The sequence below is a fragment of the Nocardioides ginsengisegetis genome (assembly GCF_014138045.1).
Taxonomy (GTDB): Bacteria; Actinomycetota; Actinomycetes; order Propionibacteriales; family Nocardioidaceae; genus Nocardioides; species Nocardioides ginsengisegetis.
The window spans coordinates 2,042,691-2,068,298 of record NZ_JACGXA010000001.1 but is presented as its reverse complement, the minus strand read 5'-3'; the positions used below and the strand labels follow the sequence as shown (position 1 = coordinate 2,068,298).

General features: G+C 72.2%; 30 protein-coding genes. 17 read left to right on the top strand and 13 right to left on the bottom strand.

Annotated features, from left to right (window positions below; translation table 11 throughout):
• Window positions 1-66 precede the first annotated feature (66 nt).
• The 3 genes from FB382_RS09925 to FB382_RS09915 all read left to right on the top strand — a co-directional run bounded on the left by FB382_RS09925 (window position 67) and on the right by FB382_RS09915 (window position 2,117).
• On the top strand, window positions 67-1,197 hold the full coding sequence (locus FB382_RS09925) for a hypothetical protein (RefSeq protein WP_182538800.1): 1,131 nt from the start codon (window positions 67-69) through the stop codon (window positions 1,195-1,197).
• A 105-nt stretch (window positions 1,198-1,302) separates the two neighbouring features.
• Window positions 1,303-1,692, top strand: coding sequence for a hypothetical protein (locus tag FB382_RS09920; RefSeq protein ID WP_182538798.1), 390 nt, complete (start codon window positions 1,303-1,305; stop codon window positions 1,690-1,692).
• A gap of 20 nt (window positions 1,693-1,712) precedes the next feature.
• Window positions 1,713-2,117 carry a hypothetical protein gene (locus FB382_RS09915; RefSeq protein ID WP_182538796.1) on the top strand — a complete coding sequence of 135 codons (405 nt, stop codon included), beginning with the start codon at window positions 1,713-1,715 and terminating at the stop codon, window positions 2,115-2,117.
• Here the strand turns inward: FB382_RS09915 and FB382_RS09910 are convergent, their stop codons facing one another.
• Window positions 2,118-3,488: an NAD(P)-binding protein gene (locus tag FB382_RS09910; RefSeq protein ID WP_182538794.1), complete on the bottom strand. Its 1,371-nt coding sequence runs from the start codon at window positions 3,486-3,488 to the stop codon at window positions 2,118-2,120.
• A complete protein-coding gene (locus tag FB382_RS09905; RefSeq protein WP_182538792.1) occupies window positions 3,485-4,399 on the bottom strand; it encodes a DMT family transporter in 915 nt (304 codons plus the stop codon). Before FB382_RS09905 ends, FB382_RS09910 begins: the two co-directional genes overlap by 4 nt.
• Before the next feature lie 77 nt (window positions 4,400-4,476).
• Between FB382_RS09905 and FB382_RS09900 the strand changes: the two genes are divergently transcribed.
• From FB382_RS09900 to FB382_RS09875, 6 genes are read left to right on the top strand one after another with little or no spacing between them, the layout of a single operon-like run.
• On the top strand, window positions 4,477-5,385 hold the full coding sequence (locus FB382_RS09900; protein ID WP_182538790.1) for a LysR family transcriptional regulator: 909 nt from the start codon (window positions 4,477-4,479) through the stop codon (window positions 5,383-5,385).
• Window positions 5,386-5,394: 9 nt separating this feature from the next.
• Window positions 5,395-5,826, top strand: coding sequence for a nuclear transport factor 2 family protein (locus tag FB382_RS09895; protein WP_343055547.1), 432 nt, complete (start codon window positions 5,395-5,397; stop codon window positions 5,824-5,826).
• 34 nt (window positions 5,827-5,860) lie between these two features.
• Complete coding sequence (locus tag FB382_RS09890) at window positions 5,861-6,325, top strand: phage tail protein (RefSeq protein ID WP_182538788.1); 465 nt, start codon at window positions 5,861-5,863, stop codon at window positions 6,323-6,325.
• Entirely contained in the window at window positions 6,325-6,663 is a 339-nt protein-coding gene (locus tag FB382_RS09885; protein WP_182538786.1) for a YciI family protein, read from the top strand. Before FB382_RS09890 ends, FB382_RS09885 begins: the two co-directional genes overlap by 1 nt.
• 32 nt (window positions 6,664-6,695) lie before the next feature.
• Complete coding sequence (locus FB382_RS09880) at window positions 6,696-7,493, top strand: SCO6745 family protein (protein ID WP_182538784.1); 798 nt, start codon at window positions 6,696-6,698, stop codon at window positions 7,491-7,493.
• A 48-nt stretch (window positions 7,494-7,541) separates the two neighbouring features.
• Complete coding sequence (locus FB382_RS09875) at window positions 7,542-8,111, top strand: GNAT family N-acetyltransferase (RefSeq protein WP_246377135.1); 570 nt, start codon at window positions 7,542-7,544, stop codon at window positions 8,109-8,111.
• 7 nt (window positions 8,112-8,118) lie between these two features.
• Here FB382_RS09875 and FB382_RS09870 read toward each other — a convergent pair whose 3' ends face one another.
• Complete coding sequence (locus tag FB382_RS09870) at window positions 8,119-9,774, bottom strand: bifunctional 3'-5' exonuclease/DNA polymerase (protein ID WP_182538782.1); 1,656 nt, start codon at window positions 9,772-9,774, stop codon at window positions 8,119-8,121.
• 153 nt (window positions 9,775-9,927) lie between these two features.
• Here FB382_RS09870 and FB382_RS09865 point away from each other — a divergent pair, with 153 nt between their 5' ends.
• Window positions 9,928-10,200, top strand: coding sequence for a hypothetical protein (locus tag FB382_RS09865; RefSeq protein ID WP_182538781.1), 273 nt, complete (start codon window positions 9,928-9,930; stop codon window positions 10,198-10,200).
• Between the two features lie 78 nt (window positions 10,201-10,278).
• Here FB382_RS09865 and FB382_RS09860 read toward each other — a convergent pair whose 3' ends face one another.
• The 5 genes from FB382_RS09860 to FB382_RS09840 form a co-directional block, all read right to left on the bottom strand.
• On the bottom strand, window positions 10,279-11,034 hold the full coding sequence (locus FB382_RS09860) for a hypothetical protein (protein WP_220481314.1): 756 nt from the start codon (window positions 11,032-11,034) through the stop codon (window positions 10,279-10,281).
• A 13-nt stretch (window positions 11,035-11,047) separates the two neighbouring features.
• Window positions 11,048-11,410: a DsrE family protein gene (locus FB382_RS09855; RefSeq protein ID WP_182538780.1), complete on the bottom strand. Its 363-nt coding sequence runs from the start codon at window positions 11,408-11,410 to the stop codon at window positions 11,048-11,050.
• A gap of 134 nt (window positions 11,411-11,544) precedes the next feature.
• Window positions 11,545-13,116: an HD domain-containing phosphohydrolase gene (locus FB382_RS09850; RefSeq protein ID WP_343055546.1), complete on the bottom strand. Its 1,572-nt coding sequence runs from the start codon at window positions 13,114-13,116 to the stop codon at window positions 11,545-11,547.
• Window positions 13,117-13,179: 63 nt separating this feature from the next.
• Entirely contained in the window at window positions 13,180-15,582 is a 2,403-nt protein-coding gene (locus tag FB382_RS09845; protein WP_182538779.1) for a hypothetical protein, read from the bottom strand.
• 52 nt (window positions 15,583-15,634) lie between these two features.
• Window positions 15,635-15,979 (bottom strand): hypothetical protein, encoded by a 345-nt coding sequence (locus FB382_RS09840; RefSeq protein ID WP_220481313.1) that lies wholly within the window; start codon window positions 15,977-15,979, stop codon window positions 15,635-15,637.
• A gap of 49 nt (window positions 15,980-16,028) precedes the next feature.
• On the opposite strand from FB382_RS09840, the gene FB382_RS09835 reads away from it, so the two are divergent.
• Window positions 16,029-16,787, top strand: coding sequence for a class I SAM-dependent methyltransferase (locus FB382_RS09835; protein WP_182538776.1), 759 nt, complete (start codon window positions 16,029-16,031; stop codon window positions 16,785-16,787).
• 3 nt (window positions 16,788-16,790) lie between these two features.
• Here FB382_RS09835 and FB382_RS09830 read toward each other — a convergent pair whose 3' ends face one another.
• Both FB382_RS09830 and FB382_RS09825 read right to left on the bottom strand, forming a co-directional pair.
• Window positions 16,791-17,078: a DUF1905 domain-containing protein gene (locus tag FB382_RS09830; RefSeq protein ID WP_182538773.1), complete on the bottom strand. Its 288-nt coding sequence runs from the start codon at window positions 17,076-17,078 to the stop codon at window positions 16,791-16,793.
• A 27-nt stretch (window positions 17,079-17,105) separates the two neighbouring features.
• Complete coding sequence (locus FB382_RS09825; RefSeq protein ID WP_182538771.1) at window positions 17,106-17,507, bottom strand: carboxypeptidase-like regulatory domain-containing protein; 402 nt, start codon at window positions 17,505-17,507, stop codon at window positions 17,106-17,108.
• A 49-nt stretch (window positions 17,508-17,556) separates the two neighbouring features.
• Here FB382_RS09825 and FB382_RS09820 point away from each other — a divergent pair, with 49 nt between their 5' ends.
• The 4 genes from FB382_RS09820 to mraY all read left to right on the top strand — a co-directional run bounded on the left by FB382_RS09820 (window position 17,557) and on the right by mraY (window position 20,794).
• Window positions 17,557-18,057, top strand: coding sequence for a 2'-5' RNA ligase family protein (locus FB382_RS09820; RefSeq protein WP_182538769.1), 501 nt, complete (start codon window positions 17,557-17,559; stop codon window positions 18,055-18,057).
• Window positions 18,058-18,070: 13 nt separating this feature from the next.
• The gene (locus FB382_RS09815) at window positions 18,071-18,949 is read left to right on the top strand and encodes a phosphotransferase (RefSeq protein ID WP_182538767.1); all 879 of its coding nucleotides are present in this window, start codon (window positions 18,071-18,073) and stop codon (window positions 18,947-18,949) included.
• 136 nt (window positions 18,950-19,085) lie between these two features.
• On the top strand, window positions 19,086-19,553 hold the full coding sequence (locus tag FB382_RS09810; RefSeq protein ID WP_182538765.1) for a YcxB family protein: 468 nt from the start codon (window positions 19,086-19,088) through the stop codon (window positions 19,551-19,553).
• A gap of 155 nt (window positions 19,554-19,708) precedes the next feature.
• The gene (gene mraY / locus FB382_RS09805) at window positions 19,709-20,794 is read left to right on the top strand and encodes a phospho-N-acetylmuramoyl-pentapeptide-transferase (RefSeq protein ID WP_182538763.1); all 1,086 of its coding nucleotides are present in this window, start codon (window positions 19,709-19,711) and stop codon (window positions 20,792-20,794) included.
• A 28-nt stretch (window positions 20,795-20,822) separates the two neighbouring features.
• On the opposite strand, the gene FB382_RS09800 is transcribed toward mraY, so the two are convergent.
• Window positions 20,823-21,242 (bottom strand): VOC family protein, encoded by a 420-nt coding sequence (locus FB382_RS09800; protein ID WP_182538761.1) that lies wholly within the window; start codon window positions 21,240-21,242, stop codon window positions 20,823-20,825.
• 68 nt (window positions 21,243-21,310) lie between these two features.
• Between FB382_RS09800 and FB382_RS09795 the strand changes: the two genes are divergently transcribed.
• Window positions 21,311-22,243: a hypothetical protein gene (locus FB382_RS09795; RefSeq protein WP_182538759.1), complete on the top strand. Its 933-nt coding sequence runs from the start codon at window positions 21,311-21,313 to the stop codon at window positions 22,241-22,243.
• 9 nt (window positions 22,244-22,252) lie between these two features.
• Here the strand turns inward: FB382_RS09795 and FB382_RS09790 are convergent, their stop codons facing one another.
• Window positions 22,253-23,101 (bottom strand): MaoC/PaaZ C-terminal domain-containing protein, encoded by an 849-nt coding sequence (locus tag FB382_RS09790; protein WP_182538757.1) that lies wholly within the window; start codon window positions 23,099-23,101, stop codon window positions 22,253-22,255.
• The gene (gene kstD, locus FB382_RS09785; protein ID WP_220481312.1) at window positions 23,101-24,780 is read right to left on the bottom strand and encodes a 3-oxosteroid 1-dehydrogenase; all 1,680 of its coding nucleotides are present in this window, start codon (window positions 24,778-24,780) and stop codon (window positions 23,101-23,103) included. Before kstD ends, FB382_RS09790 begins: the two co-directional genes overlap by 1 nt.
• A 35-nt stretch (window positions 24,781-24,815) precedes the next feature.
• Here kstD and FB382_RS09780 point away from each other — a divergent pair, with 35 nt between their 5' ends.
• Window positions 24,816-25,604: a 2-keto-4-pentenoate hydratase gene (locus FB382_RS09780; RefSeq protein ID WP_182538755.1), complete on the top strand. Its 789-nt coding sequence runs from the start codon at window positions 24,816-24,818 to the stop codon at window positions 25,602-25,604.
• The last annotated feature ends 4 nt before the right edge of the window (window positions 25,605-25,608 follow it).

Here is a 25,608-nt window from a genome sequence, read left to right as displayed (position 1 = left end):
ATCCTGGCCCACCGGGCGGACTCTGTCCGGGGCCGCCCGGTCGACCAGCGCCTCGACGAGGTGCACGTGGGGATCCGCTCGGCCCGCCGCCGGCGCGTGGCCGGCGCGGTCGGCGGGACGACGGCAGCGGTCCTGGCGGTGGCCTTCGGTATCGCGGCATTGACGGGCGCCACGTCTCCGAACACGAACGACGGACCGCCACCGGCGAACTCGGGCACTCCCACGCCCACCATCAGTGCGAGCAGCACCCGTCCGATCGTCTACAGCGACGACGTTCTGTCCGACCACTGTCGGGGGAACCCGATCGGGTGCATCGGGATCCTTCATGTGGGCGACCGCGAGGTGCGGATCGACCAGGCACTGTGGACGGTGCGGGGCTGGCCGTTGGGTGTCACCGACGCTGGTGTCGTCTATGCACACGACGACGGCAGCGTGTGGTTCACCGATGGCGGCTCGCCGCGCCGGATCGCCACGCAGACGTGTGCCGGGACGAGTCCGACCAGCGTGGGCGGTCTCGCCACCGGGGACGCCGGTCCGTGGGCCGCCTGGTTCGACTGCACACCGACGCACCGGGGGGACCTGGTCGTCTTCGACACCAGCGCCGGCCAGGAGGTCGCGCGCGCACCGATCCCGCCGTGTCGATCGGCGGCCCTGCCCTGCACCGTCGACGCCATCATCGGTGAGCACGTGTACGTCAAGGACGACCTGCTTCGGCTCGACGTCAGGACCGGCACGGTTGTCGCGGCGACTCCGCAGATGTACGACGAGGATCTCCGCAGCCACCCACGCGCCTTCGTCCTCGGCGACTCCTGGCGCACCGGCACACCTGTGGCAGGGCTGGACTTCGATGTGGTCGGCTCGCGGCTGGTTCCCACCGACCCCCAGCCAGGCCCGGAGCCTCGACGAACCCGCGCATTCGACATCGCCACCGGGCGGCCAGTGGAGTTCCGCCTCCCCAGCGGCTACCACCCCGACCCCACCCCGACATTCCATGGCAACGACGTCGCGGGCTACGTCACCGTGTTCACGGCGTTCGAGTGGCTCGACGATGACACCGTCGCGCTCACGCAAGAAGGTGAGGAGTTGCCGAACCGCGACATCATCACGTGTCGGCTCAGCGATGGGCACTGTGACGTCGCCGTCACGGCGGGCGCACCCGACCGGTGGCGCATCGTGATCGGCGAAGCCCTGCCCTGATGACGCGGTCCCACTGCCGCCACGCACTCATCAATCTGGTGGATCAGCGACGGCGGCGACGGGCATAGCCTGATTTCGTCATCCGACATCGAGGAGGTGACGTCGATGAGGCGGTTCGTCCCGGTTGTCGCCCTGGCCGTGCTCGCCACGCTTCCGGGCACCACGTCGGCCGGCGCGCAGCCCGCCGATCTGGCGAAGGCCAACACCTACCGCACGTGGACCGCGTGCGACGAGCACCCCGATTCCAAGCACTCGAGCAGCTGTCCCAAGGAGGGCGTCAAGGGTCTCTTCTTCAAGAGCGTCGACGCCCACGTGACCTACAAGGTCTGCGTCATCTTCCCCCAGGGCAAGAAGCTCTGCGCGAGCCACCAGGATGCCCCGAAGGGCAAGGTGGCGATCAACACGATCACGTCCAACAAGATCGGCGTGCACACCATCAACTGGTTCGTGGGCGGGAACAAGGTCGCGACGCGTCACCTCACCATCCACAACTGACCGCCCCTACATTCATGGGCATGACCCGTCGCGTCGCCATCGCCATCGTCATCGGCGTGGTGCTGGTCGCGGCCGTCGTGGGCGCGATCGCCCTGCACCGCAACGGCGGCGACGCACGACCCGCCGGCCTGTCGGTCACCTGGGGCGGCAGCGAGGGCCACCCCACGTGCACGTACGACGACCAGCAGCAGACTGTCCGGTGCACGCTCATGATCGGCGGCACGGCGTCCGGGAGTCAGGCGGTGACCGTCACCGTCACGGCGTACGCCGACGAGAACACCTCCCGACCGGTCGGCTCGGCCAGCGGCACGGCGCACGTCGAGGGGACCGTGCACCAGCCGCTCGTCGTCACGGTCCCGGTCAGGCGGGCACCGCACGTCGACGAGGACCAGGTGGCCGCCTGCACCTTCGAGGTGACCTACTGATTACGCGGACAGCTCGGCCAGTCGCGCCAGCGCGGGACGCACGTGGGAGGCGAGGCGCGCCCGGGCGTCGTCCAGCGCCGGCGATCCCGGGTGGTCGGGCGGGGTCCGCGCCGGGTTGAGCGGCACCCGGTCGGCCCACGCCTTGATGTCGGGCTCGGAGGAGAAGGACATCACCGCCTGGGTGCCCCGCAGGTTCATCCGGGCCCAGTCGGCCATCGAGTTGCCGTAGCCCGTGGGCGGGCACAGGCGGTTCTTCTCGTCGTCGTCGTGGCGGGTCGCCTCGACGTACCCGACTAGGGCCGCGCCGAAGCACGGGAAGCCGGCCCGGATCGCCTGGAGCGTGATGCCCTGCGGACGCCAGACCGGGACGAGCGGGGGGTACTTCAGGCCGTCCGCCGCGCAGTGCACGACCAGGGCGTCGTGCGCGACGCCGACCGAGGTGTCCGCGAACGTGAGCTTGCCGCGCTCGACGGCGTCGAGGTGCCCGTGGCGTACGACGTTCTCGATCGTCCGGAGCTGGTCGAGCTCCCACGTGGCGAGCGTGGGCGCCTTGGCCATCGTGGGCAGCACCGTGCGGTCGATGCGCAGCATGATCCCCGCGTCCTCGAGCCGGAGGAACAGGTCCTCGAGCGACGCGGCCTCGGTGGCGGCCTGCATCGTGTCGGCGGCCATGGCGGTGAAGATCGCGGGGTCGGGCTGGACCACGGCGCGGTTCATCATCCAGGGCTCGCGGGACCGCACCCAGCAGATCGCGTCCGGGTCGACGCCGCGCGCGAGAAGCCAGATGCAGGCGTCGGTCGCGGTCTTGCCGGAGCCGACGACGACGTACTGGCTGGGGGCGTCGTCGAGGCGGGCGAGGCCGTTGACGGGCAGCACGCGGGCGTCGGCGGCGACGTCGAAGGGAGGCGGCTTCTCCGCCGGGATGCTGGGCGCCAGGTAGCGGGCGTCGACGACGCGGCAGGTCTCGGGCACCTCGAAGCGCTCACCGGAGATGCGGGAGGTGAAGGTGCGGTCGCCGAGGTGCTCGGTGTTGGGGAAGAACTCGACCTTGCCCGACTCCTCGAACCGCTCGAGCATCCGCGCGTAGTAGACGCAGATCTCGGCCTGGGAGGCGCGCTCCTGGAGGCCCTGCTCGGGCCCGCGCTGCTGCAGCTGGCCGCCGCCCAGCAACGTCGAGGCGACGCCGTAGAAGGCGGAGGCCTGGTGCAGCCGGACGAAGGGGTAGGCCTCCAGCCAGTGGCCGCTGACGCCGTGGCGCCGGTCGATGAGGGCGACGCGTACGTCGGCGTGGTCGATGAGCGCGTCGGTGAAGGCCATCCCCATGGCGCCAGCCCCGACGACGAGGTAGTCGGCGTCGATCGTCCGGGTCACAGCTCCACGGTGACACCGGCGACGGGTGGCGTCCATGGTTCGTTCGTGCCGGGACTCGTGGTGCGCGCCGGCCACTGGACGAGCGCCACGGTGCCCAGCACCAGGGCGCCGCCGACGGCCTGCAGCAGCGACAGGGACTCGCCGAAGACCAGGGCGGCGCCGCCGACCGTGACCACCGGCTCGACGATCGACAGCAGCGAGGTGACGGTCGGGCCCACGTGGGCGAGGCCGAGGAAGAACAGGATGATCGCGGCGACCGTGCTCACCAGCGCGATGAGGACCAGCCAGAGCCACCCGCGGGCCGCGAACCCGAGGTCGGGCGCGCCGTGGAGCGCCGACCAGCCGAGGAGCGTGCCGAACGCTCCCGTGCACACCAGGGCGGCGAAGGCCAGCGGGTCGGTCGACACGACGCGGTCCCCGACGAGGATGTAGCCGGTGTAGACGACCGCCGAGCCGAACGCGCAGGCCGAGCCGACCAGGCCGAAGCTCCCCGAGGCCGCGCCGCCCAGGACCAGCGCGACACCGGTCAACGCCATCACCAGCGCCGCGCCCCGCCTGCGCGACGCGCGCTCCCGTCGCGTCACCACGGCCATCACCATGACGAGGAGGGGATAGGTGCAGAAGAGCAGGGCGACCTGCGAGGCGTCGATCCGGGTGAGGGCGACGAAGTAGAGGCCGGCCTGGGCGACGTACCCGACCCCGCCCATCAGGAGGCCGGTGACGATCGCGCGCGGGCCCAGGCCACGGAACCGGCCGGTGAGGGCGGCGATCGTGAGCAGTACGGCGGCGGCGAGCCCGAACCGGACGAGGAGCAGGGCGTCGACGTCGACCCCGTCGTCGTACGCGAGCTTGGCGAAGACGGCCATCACCCCGAAGCCCACGGCGGAGAGCAGGCAGGCGATCGGTCCCATGGTCACCATCCTCGGCGCCACGAACGTTCAGGTCCAGCGCGGCTTTCTTCATCGATCTGTTCAGTTATTCTTCATGGATGATCGACCTCCACCGGCTGCGCCTCCTCCGGGAGGTCCACGTGCGGGGCACGCTGCACGCCGCGGCCCGCTCGCTGGGCTACTCACCCAGCGCGGTCTCCCAGCAGCTCGCGGTGCTGGAGCGGGAGGCCGGAGCGGTGCTCCTCACCCGTGTCGGTCGCAACGTACGGCTCACGGAGGCGGGCCAGGTCCTGGTCAGGCACGCGGACTCGCTCCTCGAGGGGGTGGAGGCCGCCGAGGCCGAGGTCGCGGCCGTGGCCGCCGGCCGGCTCGCCGGGACCGTCCGGATCGCGGCGTTTCAGTCGGCCTTCCTGCAGATCGTCGCGCCCACCATCCGAGCCCTCAGTGCGCAACACCCGGGCATCAGGCTGGAGGCGACCGAGGCCGACGTCGAGCAGTCCGTGCCCGCGCTGCGCCTGCACCAGCTCGACGTCCTGCTCGGGGACGAGTACCAGGACCAGCCGCGGGTCCTGCACTCGCAGTTCCAGCGGGACACGGTGCTGCGCGAGCCCGTCAACATCGTCCTGCCGGCCGGCCATCCCGAGGCGTCGTCGCGGCACATCACGCTCGCCCGCCTGGCCGACCTGCCGTGGGCTGCTTGCCAACCCGGCACGGGTCATCACGAGATGCACCTGCGCGCGTGCCGGCAGCTCGGCGGCTTCGAACCCGACCTCCGCTACACCTCCGACGACCTCCTCATCCTGCTCGAGATGGTCCGGACGGCGGGCGCGGGAGCGCTGCTCCCCGACCTCGTGATCGACGCCGACGCCCCCGGGGTCGTCGTCCGGCCCTTCGACGCCCAGGGCGTCGAGCGCGAGATCTTCCTCCTCACCCGGCAGAACCGGAGCCCCACCATCGAGGCGGTGACGGAGGGGCTGCTGGCCGCCCGCGGCGGGTCCGGAACCTAGGCTGCGATCGTGCGCGCTGACGAGGGTGGGATGGCCGGTTCCGACGAGGCCGAGATCGAGGACGTCGTACGCGCGTTCTTCGCGGCGTTCACGTCCGGTCCCGACACTGCCGCCCGCCTCGACACGTTGAGGGACCTCTTCCTGCCGGGGGCGGTGATCGTCAGCACCGGGGGCCGCGAACCGTCGCTGATGGACGTCGACGCGTTCATCGCTCCCCGGGAGGCGTTGCTCTCCGGGGGCACGCTGGTCGGCTTCCGCGAGTGGGCCGTAGGTGGTCGCACGGACGTGTTCGGCGACGTCGCCCACTGGTTCGGCAGCTACGCCAAGGAGTGGGAGCAGGACGGGCAGTCCTTCGGCGGGCGGGGGATGAAGTCCCTGCAGCTCGTCCGTACGCCGCAGGGCTGGCGCATCAGCGCCGCCGCCTGGGACGACGAGCGCTAGCGTGGCGGCACAGACCCTGAACCGGAGGTTTCCCATGTCGTACGTCGTCGACTTCCAGGACGTGTCCACCGTCGGGCTGGAGTCGTCTCCCGTGGCCGACGCGCTGGCCGGACTGCGGGCCAACGAGGCGCGCTACTTCACGAACAAGTACTCCCACGTCTTCACCGTCGAGCCCGCCGACGAGGCCACGGAGGTCGTCGACTGGGTGCACCGGATCCTCGCCGACGAGCGGGACCTCGTCATCGCGTCGAAGCCGCTCGAGGCGACGCAGTTCGAGGTCGAGGGCATCAGGTGGGCCTACGTGTTCTACGAGTCCGGCCTGTCGATCAACGTCCTGTGGACGCTCGAGGAGGGCGGCAAGCGCGCCGTAGGGTTCAAGCTTTCCGACGGGATGGACGTGCCGGAGGAGCTCGAGACCCGCTTCAAGTTCGCACGCCAGAAGTCGAAGCTGGCCGGCACCATCCGCGGCTCCTACTTCGTCATCAAGGGCGACTACTGATGACGCGGTACCTGATCTCGTTCGACGACGGCTGGATGGACTTCACGCCGGAGGAGCTGCCCGACATCGCCGCGGCGGCCAACGCGGTGGTGAAGGAGGCCGAGGCTGCTGGCGTGTGGGTGTTCGGCGCCGGGCTGGAGGCCCAGCGGGCAAGCATCGTGGCCACCGACGGGACCGTCACCGACGGGCCGTTCCCGGAGACCAAGGAGGTCATCGGCGGCTTCGCGGTGGTCGACGTCGACACCCGTGAGGAAGCCCTGGAGTGGGCCGCGAAGATCGCCGCCGCCTGCCGCTGCTCGCAGGAGGTCCGCGAGGTCCTGTCCGACCCCGGCCAGTGACCGGGACGGAGCGGGGAGCGTTCGCCCGCCGCATGTTCGGGCTCGTGGAGCCGATCGGCATGGTCACGTTCTCCGACGCGCCGCACGAGGAGCTCATGGCGCTCGGGTTGCGGAACTACTGGGACGGCTACTTCGCCGGACGTGCCGCGCCGCTCGGCCGGGTGCCGGCCGAGGTGGTGCACGCGCTGTTCTACAACTTCGCGCCGGGCGAGGTGGCCCGCCACATCCCGCGCGTCTGGGACATCACCACCCCCGAGGCCGCGCTGGCCGCGCGCGAGCGGGGCTGCGCTCGGGCACTCCGGCAGGGCCTCGGCGAGCTCGCCGACGGGCCGGGCCTCGTGCGCGCCGCGGACCTGCTGACCACGGCAGGAATCAGCGCGCCGACCGAGGGCCGGGCGCTGTACGCCGCCCTCCGCACGCTCCCGATCCCCGACGACCCCGTCGCCCGGCTCTGGCACGCCGCCACCCTGCTCCGCGAGCACCGCGGCGACGGCCACGTCGCGGCCCTGGTCACCGAGGGCATCGGCGGGCTCGAGTGCCACGTCCTGCACGCGGTGTCCGTGGGCATCCCGGGGGAGAAGTTCGGTCGGGTCCACCACCTGCCCGCCGGGCAGATCGCCGCGGTCATCGAAGGCATGCGCGCCCGGGGCATCCTCGACGCCGAGGGCTGGCTCACCGACGCCGGCCGCGCGACCAAGGAGCGGGTCGAGGCGCTGACTGACGAGCTCGCCGCGCCGGCGTACGACGTCCTGGGCGCGGCCGAGCTCGAGCAGCTGGTCGCCGACCTCGAGCCCATCGCGGCGGCCCTCGAGGGTGCCGACGGGGGATAGGCGGCGAACGCCCGTCGGATGTCCGTGGCGGGTGCCAGACTCGGCGGCGTGAGTGAGGGACGCTTTGACGTGAGGCCGCTCGACGAGTCGACGTGGCCCGCCTTCGCCGCCCTGGTGGAGGCCAACAACGGGATCTTCGGTGGCTGCTGGTGCATCGGCTTCCACCCCGAGGGCTGTGCGCCGTCGGCGCAGGTCAACCACGACCGCAAGAAGCAGCGGGTCCTCGACGGGACCACGCACGCCGCGCTGGTCTTCGACGGCGACGACTGCGTCGGGTGGGCCCAGTTCGGGGCGCCGGACGAGGTCCCCAAGATCAAGAACCGGCCGTCCTACGAGAAGGACCTGGTCGAGCTCCCGGACTGGCGGATCGCCTGCTGCTACGTCGGCAAGGGCCACCGGCGACAGGGGGTCGCCACGGCCGCCCTCGCCGGGGCGCTGGAGCTGATCGCGGCGCGTGGCGGTGGCCGGGTCGAGGGCTACCCCGAGGACGCGGCGGACGTGTCGGCCGGCTTCCTCTTCCACGGGGCGCTGTCGACCTACGACCAGGCGGGCTTCACGCGCGAGCGCAAGATCGGCAAGCACCGCTGGGTCGTGGCCCGACAGGTCGATCCGGCCTAGGGCTGCCTCACGCCTCGACCGGGGCGCCCGGCTTGCCGGCGTCGGCGTAGGACTGCACGATCGAGACGTTGAGCGGGAAGTCGATGGCCAGGTCGCGGAAGAGCAGGCCCGCCGCGGTCGCGGCCGCGGCGTTGGTCTCGGCGGCGACCCGGTCGGCGAGGTTGACCGGCGTGTGCACGACGACCTCGTCGTGCAGGAAGAACACCAGGTGCGGCCGGGCGTCGAGGGGACCACTGTCGCCCAGTCGCCAGAGCCGGTTGCGCAGGTCGGCGATCCAGCACAGCGCCCACTCCGCGCCGGTGCCCTGGACGACGAAGTTGCGGGTGAAGCGGCCGTAGGCGCGGCGGTAGCGGGCCTGGCTGTCGGGGTCGGCCGGCGGATCGTCCGGGTCGCGGTCCCAGGCGTCGCCCAGGCTCGGGGAGCCGCGGCCGAGCAGGGTCCGCACGACCTGGCCGCGCTCGCCCGCACGGGCCGCGTCCTCGACGAGGCCGAACGCCGCGGGGTAGCGCCGGGTCAGGCCGGCGACCATCCGGCCCGACTCGCCGCTGGTGGCGCCGTACATCGCGCCGAGCAGGCCGAGCTTGGCGTCCTTGCGGCTCGCGACCGCCCCGTCGTCGACCATGCCCTGGTAGAGGTCGGTGCCGCGGGCCGACCGGGCCAGCGCCCGGTCGCGGCTCATGCCGGCCAGCACCCGCGGCTCGAGCTGCGCGACGTCGGCGACCACGAACACCCAGCCCTCGTCGGCCACCGCCGCCGGCCGGACCTGGACGGGGAACGACAGCGCGCCGCCGCCGTTGGAGGACCAGCGGCCGGTCGAGGAACCCGCGGGTTGGTAGGACGGATGGAAGCGCCCGCCGCGCACCCACTCGTCGATCCACGCCCAGCCGTTGGTGGAGAAGAGGTGGGCGAGCTTCTTGTAGCGCAGCAGCGGCTCGACGGCGGGGTGCTCGAGGGCGCGCAGCGACGACGCCCGGGTGTCGGTGACCTCGAGCCCGGCCCGGCGCAGCGCCGCCAGCAGCTCGGGACGGGAGTCGGGGTTGAGGCCGGGGGAGTCGAGGAGCGTCCGGACCTCGGCGGCCTGCGCCTCGAGCAACGCGGGCCGGGCGCCGCGCGGAGGTCGTGGCCCGAGGAGGTCGGTGAGCAGCCGCTCGTGGACGTCGACCCGCCACGGCACGCCCGCGTGCGTCATCTCGGCCGCGACCAGGGCGCCCGACGACTCGGCGGCGAGCAGCAGCCCGAGCCGTGTCGCCTCGGTCGAGGCGGCCACCGCGGCGAGCTGGCGGGCGTCCTCGAGGTCGGCGCGGAGGTGCTCGGCGGTGTCGTCGATGGAGAACAGTGCGGGGTCGGACGCCACGCTCGGTCCGAGCCGGTCCCAGTGGTCCGACTGCTCACCCACCAGCAGCTGCCGGTCCACGGCCGGCGCCCGGCGCAGGAGGTGGTGGCCCAGCCGCAGGTCGTGGCAGCGCTCGACGCGGATGCCGGCGGCCAGGAGGGGTGGGTACCACCGGGCGGTGTCGTCCCACACCCAGCGCGGTGCGACGGCCGCCGACTCGCGCTCGGCGACGTACACCGCGAGGTCGGCCAGCGGCAGCTCCCGCTCGCCGTCGGCGTCGGTGGCCCGCACCCGCTCGCCGGGCAGGCGCGAGAGGCAGACCCGTGTCATGGGGACACCCTGACACCCGGCGCCGACACAGGCGCGCGACACAGGCGTGCGACACGGTGGCGCATCTGGGCCATGGGCAGGGCGCGGCCCCGGGGCTAGCGTCGAGTCGCAGGGCTCGACGCCCGGTCGGCCCTGGACGCCCGAGGAGGAGCGATGCCGACGTTGCTCGGTCACCACGACGTGAAGGACCAGGACCACTGGCTGGCGTCCCCGAAGCGCGAGGAGTTCTTCGGGCCCCTCGGTATCACCAACATCCGCACCTTCGTCGATCCCCAGAACCCCACCCACGTCGCCGTCCTCATGGACGTGCCCGACATGGAGACCTTCCAGGCCGCCATGGAGGCGGAGGGTGCCGCCGAGGCGATGGAGTACGACGGGGTGCTGCCCGAGACGCTGGTGATCCTGGTCGAGGCCCAGCCCGCCTGACGGCGGCTCACTGCTTCGTGGCAAGCAGGCTGATGCTGGTCACCCGGTACGACGCGCTGGCGCCGCGAGCCAGGTCGGTCATGGGGCGCTCCTCTCGGGGGTCGCTCGGGCGTCCTGCCGAGCGGTGTCGAACTCGTCGCGATCACGGATCGGCCACATCGCCTGCCCGATGGCCAGCACCCCGCGCGCCGGCAGCGGCACGCCGCCGATCTCGGGGCACTCATCCAGGCGGGTGGGGCTGCCCAGGTCGACGCCGTCGAGGACCGCGCTCGACGTGCGGACGAGATACATCCGCTGGGGCATCAGGAGACCGGCGTGCCCACTCGGCATCACCCCGGACATCTGCAACCGGCCCATCCCCAGCCCCTGCGCCACCAGCTCACGGGTCCGCACCAGTGCACGTGGTCGCCAGCTGGAGACCGGCATCGCGGCGCTGAGCGGGTTGAGCAGCGCCATCAGCGGTGACCGTGCCACGGTCAAGGTCCAGTCCAGCGTCGGCTCGTCCATGCTGACGCGCAGGGTGCGCGGTCCGGTCCACTCGAGGCCGATCCGGCTGGCCCCGACGTGGGCGCAGGCGGGCCCGTAGTAGCGCGGGCACGCATGCTCGACGCGCGGCGCGTCGGCGTGGATCGACCAGCGACCCTCAGGGTCGCGGTGCCAGACCGTCCGGTACGGACCGAAGGAGCTCTGGGGGAACACCCGGAGCGCCAGCACGTGGCCCGAGTCGAACGGCAGGCCGAAGACGCCCCAACCGCGGACGTACTCGTGGTCGGGCCAGGGTGCCTCGCCGCAGTCCGGGTGGATCGCGCGGGTGAGGGTGGCCGGGCTGCGCATCGGTCGCCGGCCCTCAGTAGCTGAACGTGACGGCTGGATCGTCGCCGATCCAGTTCCACATCGGGACGGTTCCGTTGAGCTCGGCACCGGAGATGAGCTCGCCGGCCGGGAGCTGCTTGGCGTTGAAGCAGACCGGGCAGACGTAGTAGCTGCCACCGGCCGCCTCGAACCGCTTCATCAGCTCGCTCAGCGGCGGGCACCCCTCGCAGGCCGTCCCCGTGGCGACGCCCGGCAGCGCCAGGCGCACCGCCTCCTTGGTCAGGAAGAACAGGGTCTCGCGGCCGGTCTCGGCGGCCCCGACGGCCACCAGGAAGGCCACCGTCACCTTCTCCGCATCCTCCAGCCCCGTGCTGAGACTGATCACTGCTTTGCCCATCGCTGCTTGCCTCCTCGGATCGCATCTGACGCCTGTCCGGGCGTCCAACGGCCACGCTAGGAGCGCGGCGAGGCCGCGTCGTCGGGCAAACTCCCTACGAATCCGGAGGAGATCCGGGCCGAGGCCTCCGGGGGCTAGGAGCCCGGACTGTCGTCGAGCTCGCCGAGCAAGCCGTGTCGAAGCGCGAAGAGGGTCGCGGTGGAGCGGCTGGACGCGCCGGTCTTGGCATAGATGCGCTCGATGTGGGTGCCCGCGGTCTTGCGCGAGATCCCGAGCCGGCCCGCGACGTCGCCGGTGGCGGCGCCACGGGCGATCAGGCCCAGCACCTCGATCTCGCGCGGGGTGAGGCCGGCGGGTCCGACCACGCGTCGCCGGGTCCCCGCACCCGCTGCGGTCAGGACGGCGTCGGCGGCCGCCTGGTCGAGTCGTCCTGCGGCGATCTCGCTGCGGATCACGCCGGTCGCCTCCTTGAGGGTGCGGGCGGGGCGATGGGACCGGGGCTCGACCAGCTCGCGGAAGGCGCAGGCGGCCGCCAGGATCCGGGCCGGCAGGGGGATCGCCTGGCCACTCACGCCGCGGTGGTAGCCACTGCCGTCCATCCGCTCGTGAGCGAGTCCGGCGATGGCGCCCAGCCGGGCCAGCGCCGGGGGACGCGCCAGCACCCGCTCGGTGAAGTACGACGCAGCGCGCAGCCGCTCCTGCTCGGTCGCCGTGAGCGGGGTCGGCTTGTCCAGAATCGCACTCGGAACACCGTGCAGCCCGACGTCGTGGGCCAGACCCGCCCGGTAGACCATCCTCACGTCGCCGGCGGGCAGCCGCAGCAGCCGGGCTGCGCCCGCAGACAGGTCGGCCACGCCGCGTGAGTGGCCGGCACGGGCAGCGCAGCGCAGGTCGGTGAAGTCGGCCAGGGCCACCAGGGCTGCGTCGAAGTCGTCGTCGCTGAGCCGGCAGGCAAGACCCGGCTCCCGCAGGAAGAGCTCATGGGCGTCGTACTCGTCGGCGGGGCCGGGCAACAGGTCGACCGCGGCCGAGCAGAACGCCTGGACCAGTGCCGGGTCGAACTGGCTGCCGGAGCGGGCCTTCGCGACCTCGACCGCCGCGTCGACACCACGGCGCCGGTGGTGCACCTCGACCACGTCGGCGACGTGGAAGAGCCGGACGACCAGCGCGATCTCCTCGCCGCGGACGCCCCGCGGGACTCCCTGGCCGTCCCAGCGCGCGAAGAACTGCCGGACGGCCTCGGAGGTCTCCGGGGGAAGACCGAGCTGGTCGGACAGCGTGGAGGTGACCAGACAATGACCCTGGATGCCTCGCATCACCCGGCCGCCACCGGTGGCCGCCAGGGTGGCGACCGCCCGCAGGCGTCCCGGCAGCGGCTGTCCTCGGCCGGCACGGCCGAGGAAGAACGCCATCCCGGAAAGGCCGCCCAGGTCCGCCTCGTAGCTGTCCGCCCGGAACGCGATGTCGTCACCGAAGCTGGCGGTCACCTCGGGACCGTCGGCCACGCAGCCGACCCACGAGAGCATCGCGGTGTGGAAGAGCGCCGGCTGCTCGCTGTCGGGGAGCCCGACCCGGCGGCCGAGCCGTGACGCGATCTGCCAACTCCGCAGCAGGTGTTCCATGGGCTGGCCCAGACCGAGGTCCGTGGCCAACGAGAACGCAGCCAGCAGCTCCGCAAGGGTGACGCCGGAGTCGGGCTCTTCCACACATCCAGCGTAGGGACGAGTCGGCCCGTGCGGTGGCGAAAGCCGCTCGGGGATCTCCTCCGGTCAGCCGAGGGTGCGTCGGGCGGTCGCGACGAGCTTGCCCCCGTCGTACCAGCACACCTTCAGCTCGTGGCTGCCCCGGGAGGCCGGCGCGGCGAGGTCGAAGCGCATGCCGTCGTGGAGCGTGACCACGCTGGCGGAGTCGACCTGCTTGCCGTCGAGGTAGGCGACCACGCGCTCGCCGCCGGTGACCGGGCAGCCGTCCGCGCCGATGCCGGGGACGTTGGGGCAGGCGTCGTCCTTGTCGAAGGTCGTGTCGTCGTCGCTGTCGGGGCACCCGCCGCCGGCGCTCGGGCCCTTGGCCGACGGGCAGTTGTCCGCGATGTCGGGCACGTGGTCGTCGTCGCGGTCGGCGACGACGGTGGTGCGCTTGATCGTCAGCGTGTAGTCGGTCGGGTCGTAGATCTCCTGCGGGTCGACCGTGACCGTGAGGTCGCGGCGGGCCCAGGGCACGAGCACCTGGATCTTGTTGGGGTCGTCGGTCTTGACCTGCTCCTGCGAGGAGCCGCCGCCGACGACCAGGCCGAGCGACGCGTCGCCGGTCCAGGTGAGGGTGGCCAGCACCGTCGCCTGCTGGTCGATCGGGACGTTGAGGTAGTCGCGGCTGTCGACCGTGCTGATCAGCCCGACGCCGAGCGTCGAGTCGGCGGGCAGGAACGAGCCCGACCCGATCTTGTACGACTTGGTCGTGACCCGGTCCGCCACGGGGGCGTCGCGCGTCTCCGGGCCCTGCTTCGGGCCGGCCAGGTCGAGGTCGAGCTTGTTCGGCGCGAGGTCGTCGTTGGCGACCCAGTCGTTGGAGCGCGTGTGGTAGCCGGTGACGGCATAGACGTTGTACGGCGCGGTGATGGCCTGGTCGGCGAGGTAGTCGCGACGCACGTGGAAGGTCACGGTGTTCTTGGTGGTGTCCCAGGTCGCGGTGCCCTTCGGCAGGTAGTAGCCCGTGCCGTTGTCCATCACGACCGGCTTGTCGTCGGTGCCGCCGGTGGGCACGAACGAGTCGAGCCGCCGTCCGTCGATGGTGAGGCTGTAGGCGACCGGCGAGGCGCCGTCGACCACGGGCCACACATGGCTGGCCTTGATGACCGCGTCGACGGCGGTGCGGGTGACCTTGACGTGCACGCCCTCGAGGTCGGTGACGGGGGAGTAGGAGTCACCCGTCGGGTCGTCCGACCCTCCGTCGTACGCCGTGGGCTGCTTGCCCAGCGGCACGCGGGCCGCCACGCCGGAGACCCGGACCCGCCCGTCGGTCGTGGAGATGTCGCCCAGGGTGAGCTTCGGGCGGGTGGTGGCCACCGGCTTGGGCATGAAGTCGCCCTCGGCGCCCGGCACGAGGCTCTGGTCGGCCTGCGGGCAGTCGGCGGGGTCGCCGGTCGGGGACGCGTAGTGGTGGTCGGCGGGGTTCTGGACCTGGAAGGAGTTGGCCCCGTCGCCGCGCTTGTCGTTGGGGACCAGGTGGTCGTGGCCGTCGACCTTGTGGTCGCCGTTGACGTCGAGGTAGTTGCTCATCCGCAGTGCGAAGCCCTCGACGTCGAGCGTGGAGACGCACTTGTTGATCAGGGGCGGATCGGTGCTGTAGGCCATGATGTCGTTGGTCGGCGTCGGGCCCCACGGACCGTCGGCGCCGTCGCCCACGTGACCGAGCGTCAGGCAGTGGCCGAACTCGTGGCTGACCAGGTCGAAGAGCGGGAAGAAGTCGCTGGCGCCCGTCGCCGGGTCGACCGCGCCGTTGACCGCGAAGCAGACGTTGCCACCCACGCCGCCGCAGTCCTGGACGTAGGTCCCGCCGGGCTCGCCGTCGTGCTGCTCGAAGCCGGGCCGGGACTGCCAGGCGCCCATGCTGAAGGGGTTGCTGACCTGGGTGCACGGGACGCCCTGGTCGTCGACGAGGCCGAGCTGGCCCGCGAATGACGTGGGGTCGATGCCGATGCCGATGCCGCCGGCCGGGTTGGAGACGACCACGACGATCTCGGGGTCGACCAGGTTGATCGGGTCCTTCGGCGTGCCGTCGTCGTTCACCGGGACCTCGTGGGTGCGCACGTCCATGGTGAAGCCCTTGACCAGCCACGGCAGGCCCATCTGCTGGGCGAGGTAGTGCAGCCCGTCGTCCCACATCTGCACGGCCTGCGAGGCGACGCGCATGTCGCGTTCGGCGGCTGGCGAGACCGGGATGAGGACGTCCACGTCGACCTTGGGCGAATCGAGCGCGTTCAGCCCGACCTTCATGTGGTAGCAGTGGTTGTCCGGGTTGATCGGGTCGCGATCGGTGATGCAGCCGGCCGGCACGCTGCCGTTGCCGAAGTGGGGGCGGAGGTAGGTCTCGGACGGGGAGCCCTGGGCGGGGGCGAGTCCCAGCACCGCGAGACCCAGCACGACCAGCGGCACGACGGCACGACGCGACTTCATGCCGCAACAACGACGCCGATCTGGCGCCGTTACGCGGGTTTGCGTGCCTGGATCAGACCGGTCGCCGGCTTGCCCGGTGGACGGCGGCGACCGCCAGGACCGCGATCACGGCGGCGCTGACGAGCCGGGGCGGGACGGTGCCGCGGGTCCGGTGGCCCAGGAGGGCCCGGTTGCACTGGCTGGAGAGCACCGACCCGTTGCTCTGGTGGGACAGGGCCGAGCCGTTGGACTGGTGGGAGAGGAGCGAGGTCGTCGACATCGCCGAGCCGATCGAGCCGGCCGACGCGAATGAGCCGATGCTGGCGAACGACGCGACGGACGCCGCGCTGCCGATCGACAGGACCGAGTCCTGGGACAGGATCGAGAGGACGGAGTTCTCCGACCAGAGGGACCACACGGCCGAAAGCCTAGCGACGTAAGGCATTGCCGGGTGTGAGGATCGGGGCATGACGGGACGTGCGCTGAGCTTCGGGGCCGTGGCGGCCGACTACGAGCGGTTCCGTCCGGGATATCCCGACGAGCTGGTCGACGCGGTGCTGGCGTACGCCGACGGCGAGGTCCGGACCGCGCTCGAGATCGGCGCCGGCACCGGCAAGGCGACGCGGGCGTTCGCCGCCCGCGGGATCGCCGTGACCGCCACCGATCCCGATGCCGCGATGCTGGCCGAGCTGCGCAGGCACGTGCCGGCGAGCGTCCGCACGGTGCGGGGCGCGTTCGAGGAGCTCGACCCGGGAGCGACGTACGACCTGGTGTTCGCGGCCGCCGCGCTGCACTGGACGCGGCCCGAGGGCCGGTGGGAGCGGGTGGCCGGGCTGCTCGGTCCGGGCGGCACGTTCGCGTCGTTCGGCGGGCAGGTCTGCCTCGCCGACGACGCGCTGGAGGACGCGGTCCGCGCGGCGCGCGAGCCCTGGTTGGCCGATGACTCGATCGCCCCACCCGACGGCTCGCCACCCGCGAGCGCGATGCAGTGGCCGGGCACCGAGCTGCTGGAGACGGACCTGTTCGCCGACGTACGCCAGATTCGGATCGAGCGGTGGATGACCATGTCGGCCGCGGACTTCGTCAGCCACCTGTCCACGATCTCGGCCTACCTCGAGCTGGCGGCCGACGACCGGGCTCAGGCGTTCGAACGGATCCTGGCGGTGCTGCCGGAGACCGTGGCCATCGTCGCCGACCTCGACCTGCACCTCGCCCGGCTGGCCTGAGGCCTAGGTGCGACCGACGTCCAGGCCGACGGTCAGCTCCTCGCCGAGGTCGATCCCGGCCTCCTTGCGGACCTTGTCCCGGAGCGGCAGGAGGTAGACGCCGTCCTTGGGGAACAGCGCGGTCGTGAACTCCGTGTCGTGGATGCGCACGGTGACCGGCACCTGGCCCCAGTATTCGAGCCCCTTGGCGGCGAACTTGATGTCGTCGCTCTCGTCCTCGGGGATGCGCACGAAGTAGTAGGGCGCCGGGCCGCGCCACTCGATGACGGGGCCCTCGAACTCGAAGTCCATGCGGCGAGTATGGCCGCCGCCCCCGGTTCAGCGGATCCCGCTGTCGACGACGAGCCGGACCCGCACCGGCGCGTGCCGGAGCACGACGCGCTCCGTGGCGGTCGAGGCGTAGCCGCCGGCGTTCGTCGCGGTCACGGTGTAGTGACCGGGCGCCAGGTCGAGCCGGAAGGTCCCGTCGGCCGCGGTCCGGACCTCGTAGCGCTCGCTGCCACGCGTGGCCACCACCGAGGCGCCCGGCACCGGCGTGGGCGGGCAGCGCTGGCCGACGCGCTCGACCGGGCACGACGGCGCGCTGACGACGCGGCCCAGCAGCGGCGTGCTCGGGACGACCGGGTCCCGGGGCTGGGGGTCGGACGCGCACCCGGCGGCAAGCCCGATCAGCAGCACGCACACGGCTGCGAGCCGAGCCACGAAAAGGCGGGAGCCCATGGGGTGAGTATGGATACGTTCGGGGCATGACGGAACGGCCCGCGCACTGATGCCGCGCCTGCACGCCCTCGAGCTCGTCCCCGACGAGGCCGGGCGCGAGTCCGTCCTGCGTGACTGGCAGGCGCTGCGCGACGCCGGGCTGCCCTCCCAGCTCGACCACAAGGGGATGACCAACACCCCGCACGTCACGCTGGTCGCCGCGCCCGCCCTCTCCGAGCACGCCCTGGACCAGGCGCGCGACCTGCTCGGTGCGTTGCTCCCGGTCCGGGCGCGTACGTCGGGCCTGCTGCTCCTCGGCGGCCCGCGGGTCACCGTGGCGCGGGCCCTGGACGTGGACGACGAGGTGGTGCACGCCGTGCTCCGCCTCCGGGCCCTGGTCGACGGCCCGCAGCACGACAGCTGGCTGCCGCACATCTCGCTCGGCCGGCGGGTGCCGCGCGCCGAGGTCGGCCGCGCGATCGAGGTGCTCGGCCACCGCGACGTCGAGCTCTCGCTGACCGGCCTGCGGCGCTGGGACCCCGACAACGGGACGGTCACCCCGTTCCCGTGAGGAGACCGTGCTCGTGACGGACCTCGCCGAGCTCCTGGCGCACCACTGGGGGATGGCGGCCGCCCGCGTGCGACCGTTGGGTGGCGGCATGAACTCCGAGACGTGGCTGGTGGACCACGAGGGATCGACGTACGTCGCCAAGGCGGTCGCGCCGGGCTGGGCTGCGGCCCTCGCGGCCGGGTGCGACGTGGCCACCATGCTGGCCGCGGCCGGGTTCGTCACGGGGCGTCCGGTCCCGACGCGTGCGGGCGACCTCGTCCTGGTCGAGCCTGCTCTTGCGCTGCTGGAGCACGTGCCCGGCCGCGAGCTGGACGGTGCGACGGATGACGAGCAGCGGTGGATCGCCGGCACCCTGGCCGGTGTCCACGCGGCCGGAGGCCCCCGCATCGGGCCGGGCGCCGCCACCTTCGCCCCGGAGTGGGTCTCGCCGGACGCGCCCGGCGTCGAGGGCCATCCGTGGCTCGCCGCGGCCATCGAGACCGTGCGCGCCGAGACCGACCCGCTGACCGTCACGTGGTCGGTGCTGCACACCGATCCGGCGCCCGAGGCATTCGTGCACGACGACAGGACGGGCGTGACCGGCCTGATCGACTGGGCGGGCGCACGGCGCGGCCCGGTCCTCTACGACGTCGCATCGGCCGTGATGTACCTCGGCGGACCCGAGAGCGCGTCGGCGTTCCTCGACACCTACCGGGCCGACGGACCGCTGCCGGACGAGGAGATGCGGCACCTCGACGCGTTCCGGCGCTTGCGGCAGGTGGTCCAGGGCGTCTACTTCGCCGGGCGGCTGGCGGCCCACGACCTGACCGGCGGCATCGACGTGGCCGAGAACCAGAAGGGGCTCGACGACGCCCGGCGGCGCCTCGCAGCTCTGGGCGTCGACACCACCTGACGTACGACCTCAGGGCGAGGCGTGTGGCGCTGCACGATCGGAGCCATCGCGCGTGGGATCCTCGGGGCGCCCACCAACTCCGCGCGCACGGTCCTCGGCCGAGGCCCGGATCGTCGAGGAACCAGAAGGAATCTGCGTGGTCGCGCTCGACCGTCACTTCGTCGTCACCGATGCCCATGTCCGCCGGGCCACACGGGCCGCCTTCATCGCGTGGCACCACATGCTCCGACCCTGGCGACGGTACGGCGCCTACCTCCTGCTGGGAGTCGTCGCCGCGTGGGTCCTGGCCGACCGTACGGTCCTCCTCCTCGTCCCGGCGGCCCTGGCCGGTGACGTGGTCATCCGCTATCGAGCCACCGCCCGCGATGCCAGCTCACAAGAACCTGTGGGCACGACGATCGCGCTCGGATTCGGCGAGGACGCCTTCGCCTACAAGACCTGGACGCAGTCGGGCGAGGTCCCCTACTCCGCCGTGCAGAAGGTCGTCTCGACGAACGGGTGCAGCGTGATCGTGGCGCTCTCGGAGCACATCTTCTGGGCGCTGCCATCCGAGCTGATCCCGGCTGAAGCCCTCGCGCGGATGTCGACGGCGCCGCGCTTGTAACGCCGGGTCACTCACTGTTCCCACGGTGTTGCAACACCGTGGGAACAAGCCCTCACCCGGCGTTACAAGCGGCTTCGGCGGCGTGGGTCTGACCACCGACCCGTCGGGCGGCCTAGGTTGGACGTTCTGCCCACTCACGACAGAACGGACCCGGGTTGAAGGCCATCCTGCTGAGCGGCACGTGCGCGCTCGTGGTGTCGTTGTTCCTCACGCGCTGGGCGATCGGCCAGTTCGCCAAGTGGGGGCTGGGGCAGCTGATCCGCGACGACGGCCCGACGACGCACCACACGAAGCGCGGCACCCCCACGATGGGCGGCGCCGCGGTCGTGGTCTCGGTGCTGGTCGGCTACGCCACGTCCAAGCTGGTGACGTCGGAGGAGCCCTCGCGGTCCGCCCTCCTGGTGCTCTTCCTGCTGGTCGGCATGGCCGGGGTGGGGTTCCTCGACGACTTCATCAAGGTCAGGATGCAGCGCAGCCTCGGCCTGCGGAGCCGGGCCAAGCTGATCGGGCAGACGGTGGTCGGCCTCGTCTTCGGCGTCCTCGCCCTCCTGGACGGGTCGGGCGACGGGCAGGCGGCTGTCTCCCACCGGATCTCGCTCGTGCGCGAGGTCGGCCCGGCCCTCCCGTGGGTGCTCGTCATGGTGCTGATCTGGTTCATGGTCAACGGCGCGAGCAACGCCACGAACCTCATCGACGGTCTCGACGGCCTGCTCACCGGCAGCGCCGCGATGGTGTTCTCGGCGTACGTCTTCATCGGCATCTGGCAGAACAACCACGCCTGCGGATCCGCGGGCGGCGCGATCGGCGTCTGCTACGACGTGCCGGCCGCGCTGGACCTGGCCACCCTCGCCGCCGCGATGACCGGCGCCTGCTTCGGCTTCCTGTGGTGGAACGCCTCGCCCGCGAAGATCATCCTGGGTGACACCGGCTCCCTCGCCCTCGGCGCAGCCATGGCCGGGCTGGCACTGGTGACGCGGACCGAGCTGCTGCTGGTCGTGCTCGGCGGCCTGTACGTCGCCGTCACGGGCTCGGTGATGATCCAGGTGTCGTGGTTCAAGCTCACCCGCCGCATGACCGGGACGGGCCGACGGGTCTTCCGGATGACGCCGCTGCACCACCACTTCGAGCTGCTCGGCTGGGAGCAGGTGACGGTGGTGATCCGCTTCTGGATCGTCGCGGGCATCTCCGTCGCCGCGGCGCTCGGGATCTTCTACAGCGACTGGCTGGGCGGCCTGCACTGACCGCCGCCGGGGCTGCCGGCCATCGGGCTCAGCGGGCGGGGTTCTTGACCTCCTGCAGCGCCCAGGTGTTGCCGTCGGGGTCGTCGAACCAGACGAACGTGCCGTAGTCGCGCCGGGTCGGGTCCAGGCCCGGCGTCTGCCCGGTCTCGGTGAAGTGGTGGGGGCCGGTGTTCTCGACGCCGCGCTCCTCGAGGAACGCGTGCGCGGCCTCGATGTCGTTGACGACGAGCTGCGCGCCCTTGAGCGTGCCCGGCGGCTGGCCGCCGCCGAGGCCGGTGCCGAAGACGATCGAGCACGCCGAGCCGGGCGGCGTCACCTGGACGACGCGGAACGACTCGCCCGCGGTGTAGTCGCTGTCCAGGCGGAAGCCCAGCTTGTCGACGTAGAACTCGCGGGCGCGCTCCACATCCGCGACGGGGGCCACGACGACCTCGAGCTTCCAGTCCATGCCATCTCCTCTGAACAGTCCGTGTAGGTGGGCGCCACTCTGACAGATGGTTCTGACAGGCTGGTGCCATGACGGCCGTCGCCGACAACGCGCCCCGCTTCCGCGAGAACACCGACCACGTCGAGTCGTGGTTCGTCCGCGCCAACGACCCCGCCTCGCCGCGTGCGGTCTGGCTCAAGCGGACGGTCCTCTGCCGGCGCGACGGCACGACGGTCACCGAGGCGTGGATCAGCGTCTTCGACGGCACCCGCACCGCGGCGTACCGCCGGGAGGAGCGGCTCGGCCTCGACCTCACCGCCGGTGGCGGCCGGAGTGCGGGGACGCTGGGCGACGTCTCCTGGGACCTGGCGTTCACGCGGGACCCCGGGCCGCTGGGGGAGCCGATGAGCCTGCTGCCGAGCGCGCGGATGGTCGACGCGCCGTTCCCGAAGAACAAGCTGCTCTCGCCGTTCCCGGTCGCGACGTTCGCCGGCGGCCTGCGGTGGGGCGCCGAGACGTGGGACCTCGACGGCTGGGTCGGCATGGAAGGGCACAACTGGGGTGCGGCGCACAGCCCGGAGTACGCCTGGGGCCAGTGCGTCTTCCCCGAGCAGGGTGCCGTCGTGGAGGCCGCCTCGGGCCGCATCGAGCTCGGCTCCCGGACCTCGCCGCTGTTCTCGATGCTGGTCGTCCGGGTCGGCGACGTGGAGCACCGATTCGACCGGATCGTCGACCGCTGGCGCCAACGACCGGACCTGGACTTTCCCCGATGGACGCTCGGGATGCGTGGTCGCGCGGGTCGCGCCCGCCTGGAGATGACCGCCGACCCGGCCGCGATGGTGTGCCTGGGCTACGACAACCCCGCCCGGCCGCGGTCCTACTGCCTCAACTCCAAGACCGCGCGCGTGCGGCTGAGCGTCGAGCCGCGCAGGGGCGCGCCCTTCGAGCTGACCAGCGAGCACGGGGGAGCGCTGGAGTTCCTGCGTCCCGACCCGGTCGCCGAGGTGCAGCCGGTCGTCTGACCGGCGCGGTCAGACCGGCGTCAGCACGCAGTCGGCCAGGACGGGCGAGCCGTCGCGCTCGCCGCCGGCGACGGTCGCGGTCACCACGATGCCGGCGTCGGTGTGCCAGGCCCGGACCCGGATCGTCTCGCCGGGGAACACGACGCCCGCGAACCGTGCGGTGAAGGCCCCGACCCGGGACGCGTCGCCGCCGAGCAGGGCGTCGGTGACGGTGCGCAGCACGATCCCGTAGGAGCACAGGCCGTGCAGGATCGGCGCGGGGAAGCCCGCCGCCTTCGCGAAGTCCGGGTCGGCGTGGAGCGGGTTGCGGTCGCCGCAGAGACGGTAGAGCAGCGCCTGCGTGGGCGTGACGTCGTACGTCGTGTCGGCGTCGGGCGCGTGGTCGGGGACCACCACCGCGGTGGACTCCCCGCGCGGCCCGCCCCAGCCGCCCTCGCCGCGCACGAAGATCGAGGACCGCACGGTCCACAGCTCCTCGCCCGTGGGTGAGGTGGCCACGCCCTCCTGCCAGATGACCGACGCCTTGCCCTTGTCCCAGACCTCGCTGATCCGGGTGCGGAGGGTGGCCGAGCCGGAGGTGGGCAGCGGGCCGGCGACGGAGATCGACTGCGAGCCGTGCACGACCTGGGCGAGGTTGATGTCGCAGCCGGGCAGGTCCAATGGCGGCGGGTCGGTCATGTGGAAGGTGGGCGCGAGGATCCCGAACGACGGCAGCACCTGCAGCGCCGGGCCCTCGAGCGTGTACGAGAGGTCGGACGCCCCGATCGCCAGGTGGTAGAGCAGGACGTCGCTCTCCGTCCACTCGAACGTGCGGTCGGGGAACTGGGCGCCGACGGCCACGGCGGGGTCGATGGGCATCAGGTGGTTCCCTTCGCGATGTCCTCGGCGGCGAGGTAGCCGAACGTCAGGGCCGGGCCGATGGTGGCGCCGGGACCGGCGTAGGTGTGGCCCATGACGGCCGAGGAGCAGTTGCCGGCGGCGTACAGGCCGGGGATCACCGACCCGTCGGGCCGCAGCACCCGAGCCCGCTCGTCGGTGACCAGCCCGCCCTTGGTGCCGAGGTCGCCGGGCACGATCTTGACGGCGTAGAACGGGCCTTGGTCGATGGCGTGGAGCGAGGAGTTCGGGGTGACCTTCGGGTCGGAGTAGTACTGGTCGTAGCCGCTCTCGCCGCGGTGGAAGTCCTCGTCCACGCCGGAGACGGCGAAGCCGTTGAACCGCTCGACGGTCTCCCGCAGCGCCGCGGGCGGCACCGAGATCTCCGCGGCCAGGTCCTCGAGCGTGGCGCCCCTGCGGACCACGCCGTGTTTGTACCAGTGGCCGGGGAAGGGCTGCCGCGGCGACAGCCCGGCGAAGAGGTAGCGGTTGCGGTAGCGCTGGTCCATCACCAGCCACGACGGGACGTGCGGGACGCCGGTGGCCTCGCCGCGGTAGATCTCGTGGACAGCCTCGACGTAGGGGAGCGCCTCGTTCATGTAGCGGCGGCCCGCGGAGTTCACGATGATCGAGCCCGGCAGGTTGCGCTCGGCCAGGCAGAACCACGGCCCCGACGGCAGCGGGATCGTCGGCCCCCACCAGGCGTCGTCGAGCAGGTCGGTCGCCGCGCCGGCCGTGATCCCGGCGAGGATGCCGCCGCCGGTGTTGTTGGCCGAGCCGGTCGTCCAGTCGATCGAGGTCGGCTGCGGCTGCCACTTCTCGCGCATCTCGAGGTTCTTCTCGAAGCCGCCGCTGCCGAGGATGACCCCGCGTCGGGCGCGGACGACCCGCGTCGAGCCTCCAGCGGTCACCCGGACGCCGACGACGCGGCCGTCCTCGATCACGAGGTCGTCGAGCTCGGTCTCGTAGTGCAGAGGCACCCCGGCGTCGACGAGCCCCTGCCGCAGCCCGATCGCGAGCGCGTTGCCCATGGCGTACATCTTCTGGCCGCGCAGCAGGCTGACCAGCCGCATCACCAGCACCCGGATCATCGTCAGCGGCCCGCGGAGCGTGCGCAGCCCGAGGCTGATCTTGCGGAAGTCCGCCTGGGTGACGATCAGGTTGGCCGGCGCCTTGGTGTACGCCGGGTGCAGCCGCTCCAGCTCGTCGCCGAGGAAGCGCGCGTCGATCGGGACCGGCTCGACGCTGCGGCCCTTGAGCCGCCCACCGGGGGCCTCGGGATGGTAGTCGGCGTAGTCCGGCACCCAGGCGAACCGCACCGGCGTCCGGTCCCGGATGAAGTCCATGACCTCGGGGCCGCGGTCGACGTAGGTGTCGCGGCGGGTCTTGGGCACCACGTCGCCGACGATCGCGTCGAGATAGCGCTTGGACTCGGCCGGCTCGTCGGCCTGCCCGGCCTCGCGCAGCGCGTAGTTTCCGGGGATCCAGACCCCGCCGCCACTGCGGGCGGTGGACCCGCCGAACCACGCGCTCTTCTCCAGCAGCACGGTCTCCAGGCCGTGCGACGCGGCGGCCAGCGCGGCCGTCATCCCGGCGCCGCCGGCACCGACCACGACCACGTCGACCTCGGCTGGCAGAGGGCCGGGGGAGGGGGTGCTCATGGCGCAAAACTGTAACAGGTTCTAGCATGGTCGCCATGCTCTCCGACGAGGTACGCCGAGACGTCGCCGCGGCCCTGGCCGTCGCCGAACGCGACCGGCGGCCGATCCCGCCGCTGCGCGAGACGCACCCCGGGATCGACGTCGTCGACGCCTACGAGATCCAGCTGCTCAACATCCGCAGGCGGCTCGCGACCGGGGCGACGGTGCGCGGCCACAAGGTCGGTCTCTCCTCGGAGGCCATGCAGCAGATGATGGGCGTCGACGAGCCGGACTACGGCCACCTGCTCTCCGACATGGCCGTCTCGCAGGACCGCCCGGTCAGCGCCGGCCACTACTGCTTCCCGCGGGTCGAGGTCGAGGTCGGCTTCGTCCTCGGCGCGGACCTGCCCGGCGAGGGCTGCACCGAGGACGACGTCCTCGCCGCGACCGAGGCCGTCGCGCCGGCCATCGAGCTGATCGACAGCCGCATCACCGACTGGGACATCCGGATCTGCGACACCATCGCGGACAACGCCAGCTCGGCCGGCTACGTGCTCGGCCCGGAGCGGGTCGGGCCCGCCGACCTCGACCTGCGCGCCATCCAGGCGCGGCTGCTCCGCAACGGCGAGCAGGTCGCGGCCGGCCGCTCCGACGCCGTCCTCGGCAACCCGGTCACCGCCGTTGCGTGGCTGGCCCGCAAGGTCGCGACGTTCGGCGTGACGCTCCAGGCGGGGCACGTGATCCTGCCGGGAAGCGTGCACCGCGCGATCGACGTACGTCCCGGCGACGACTTCGAGGCGGTCTTCGACGGTCTCGGCAGCGTCCGCCTCTCGTTCACGGACTAGGAGT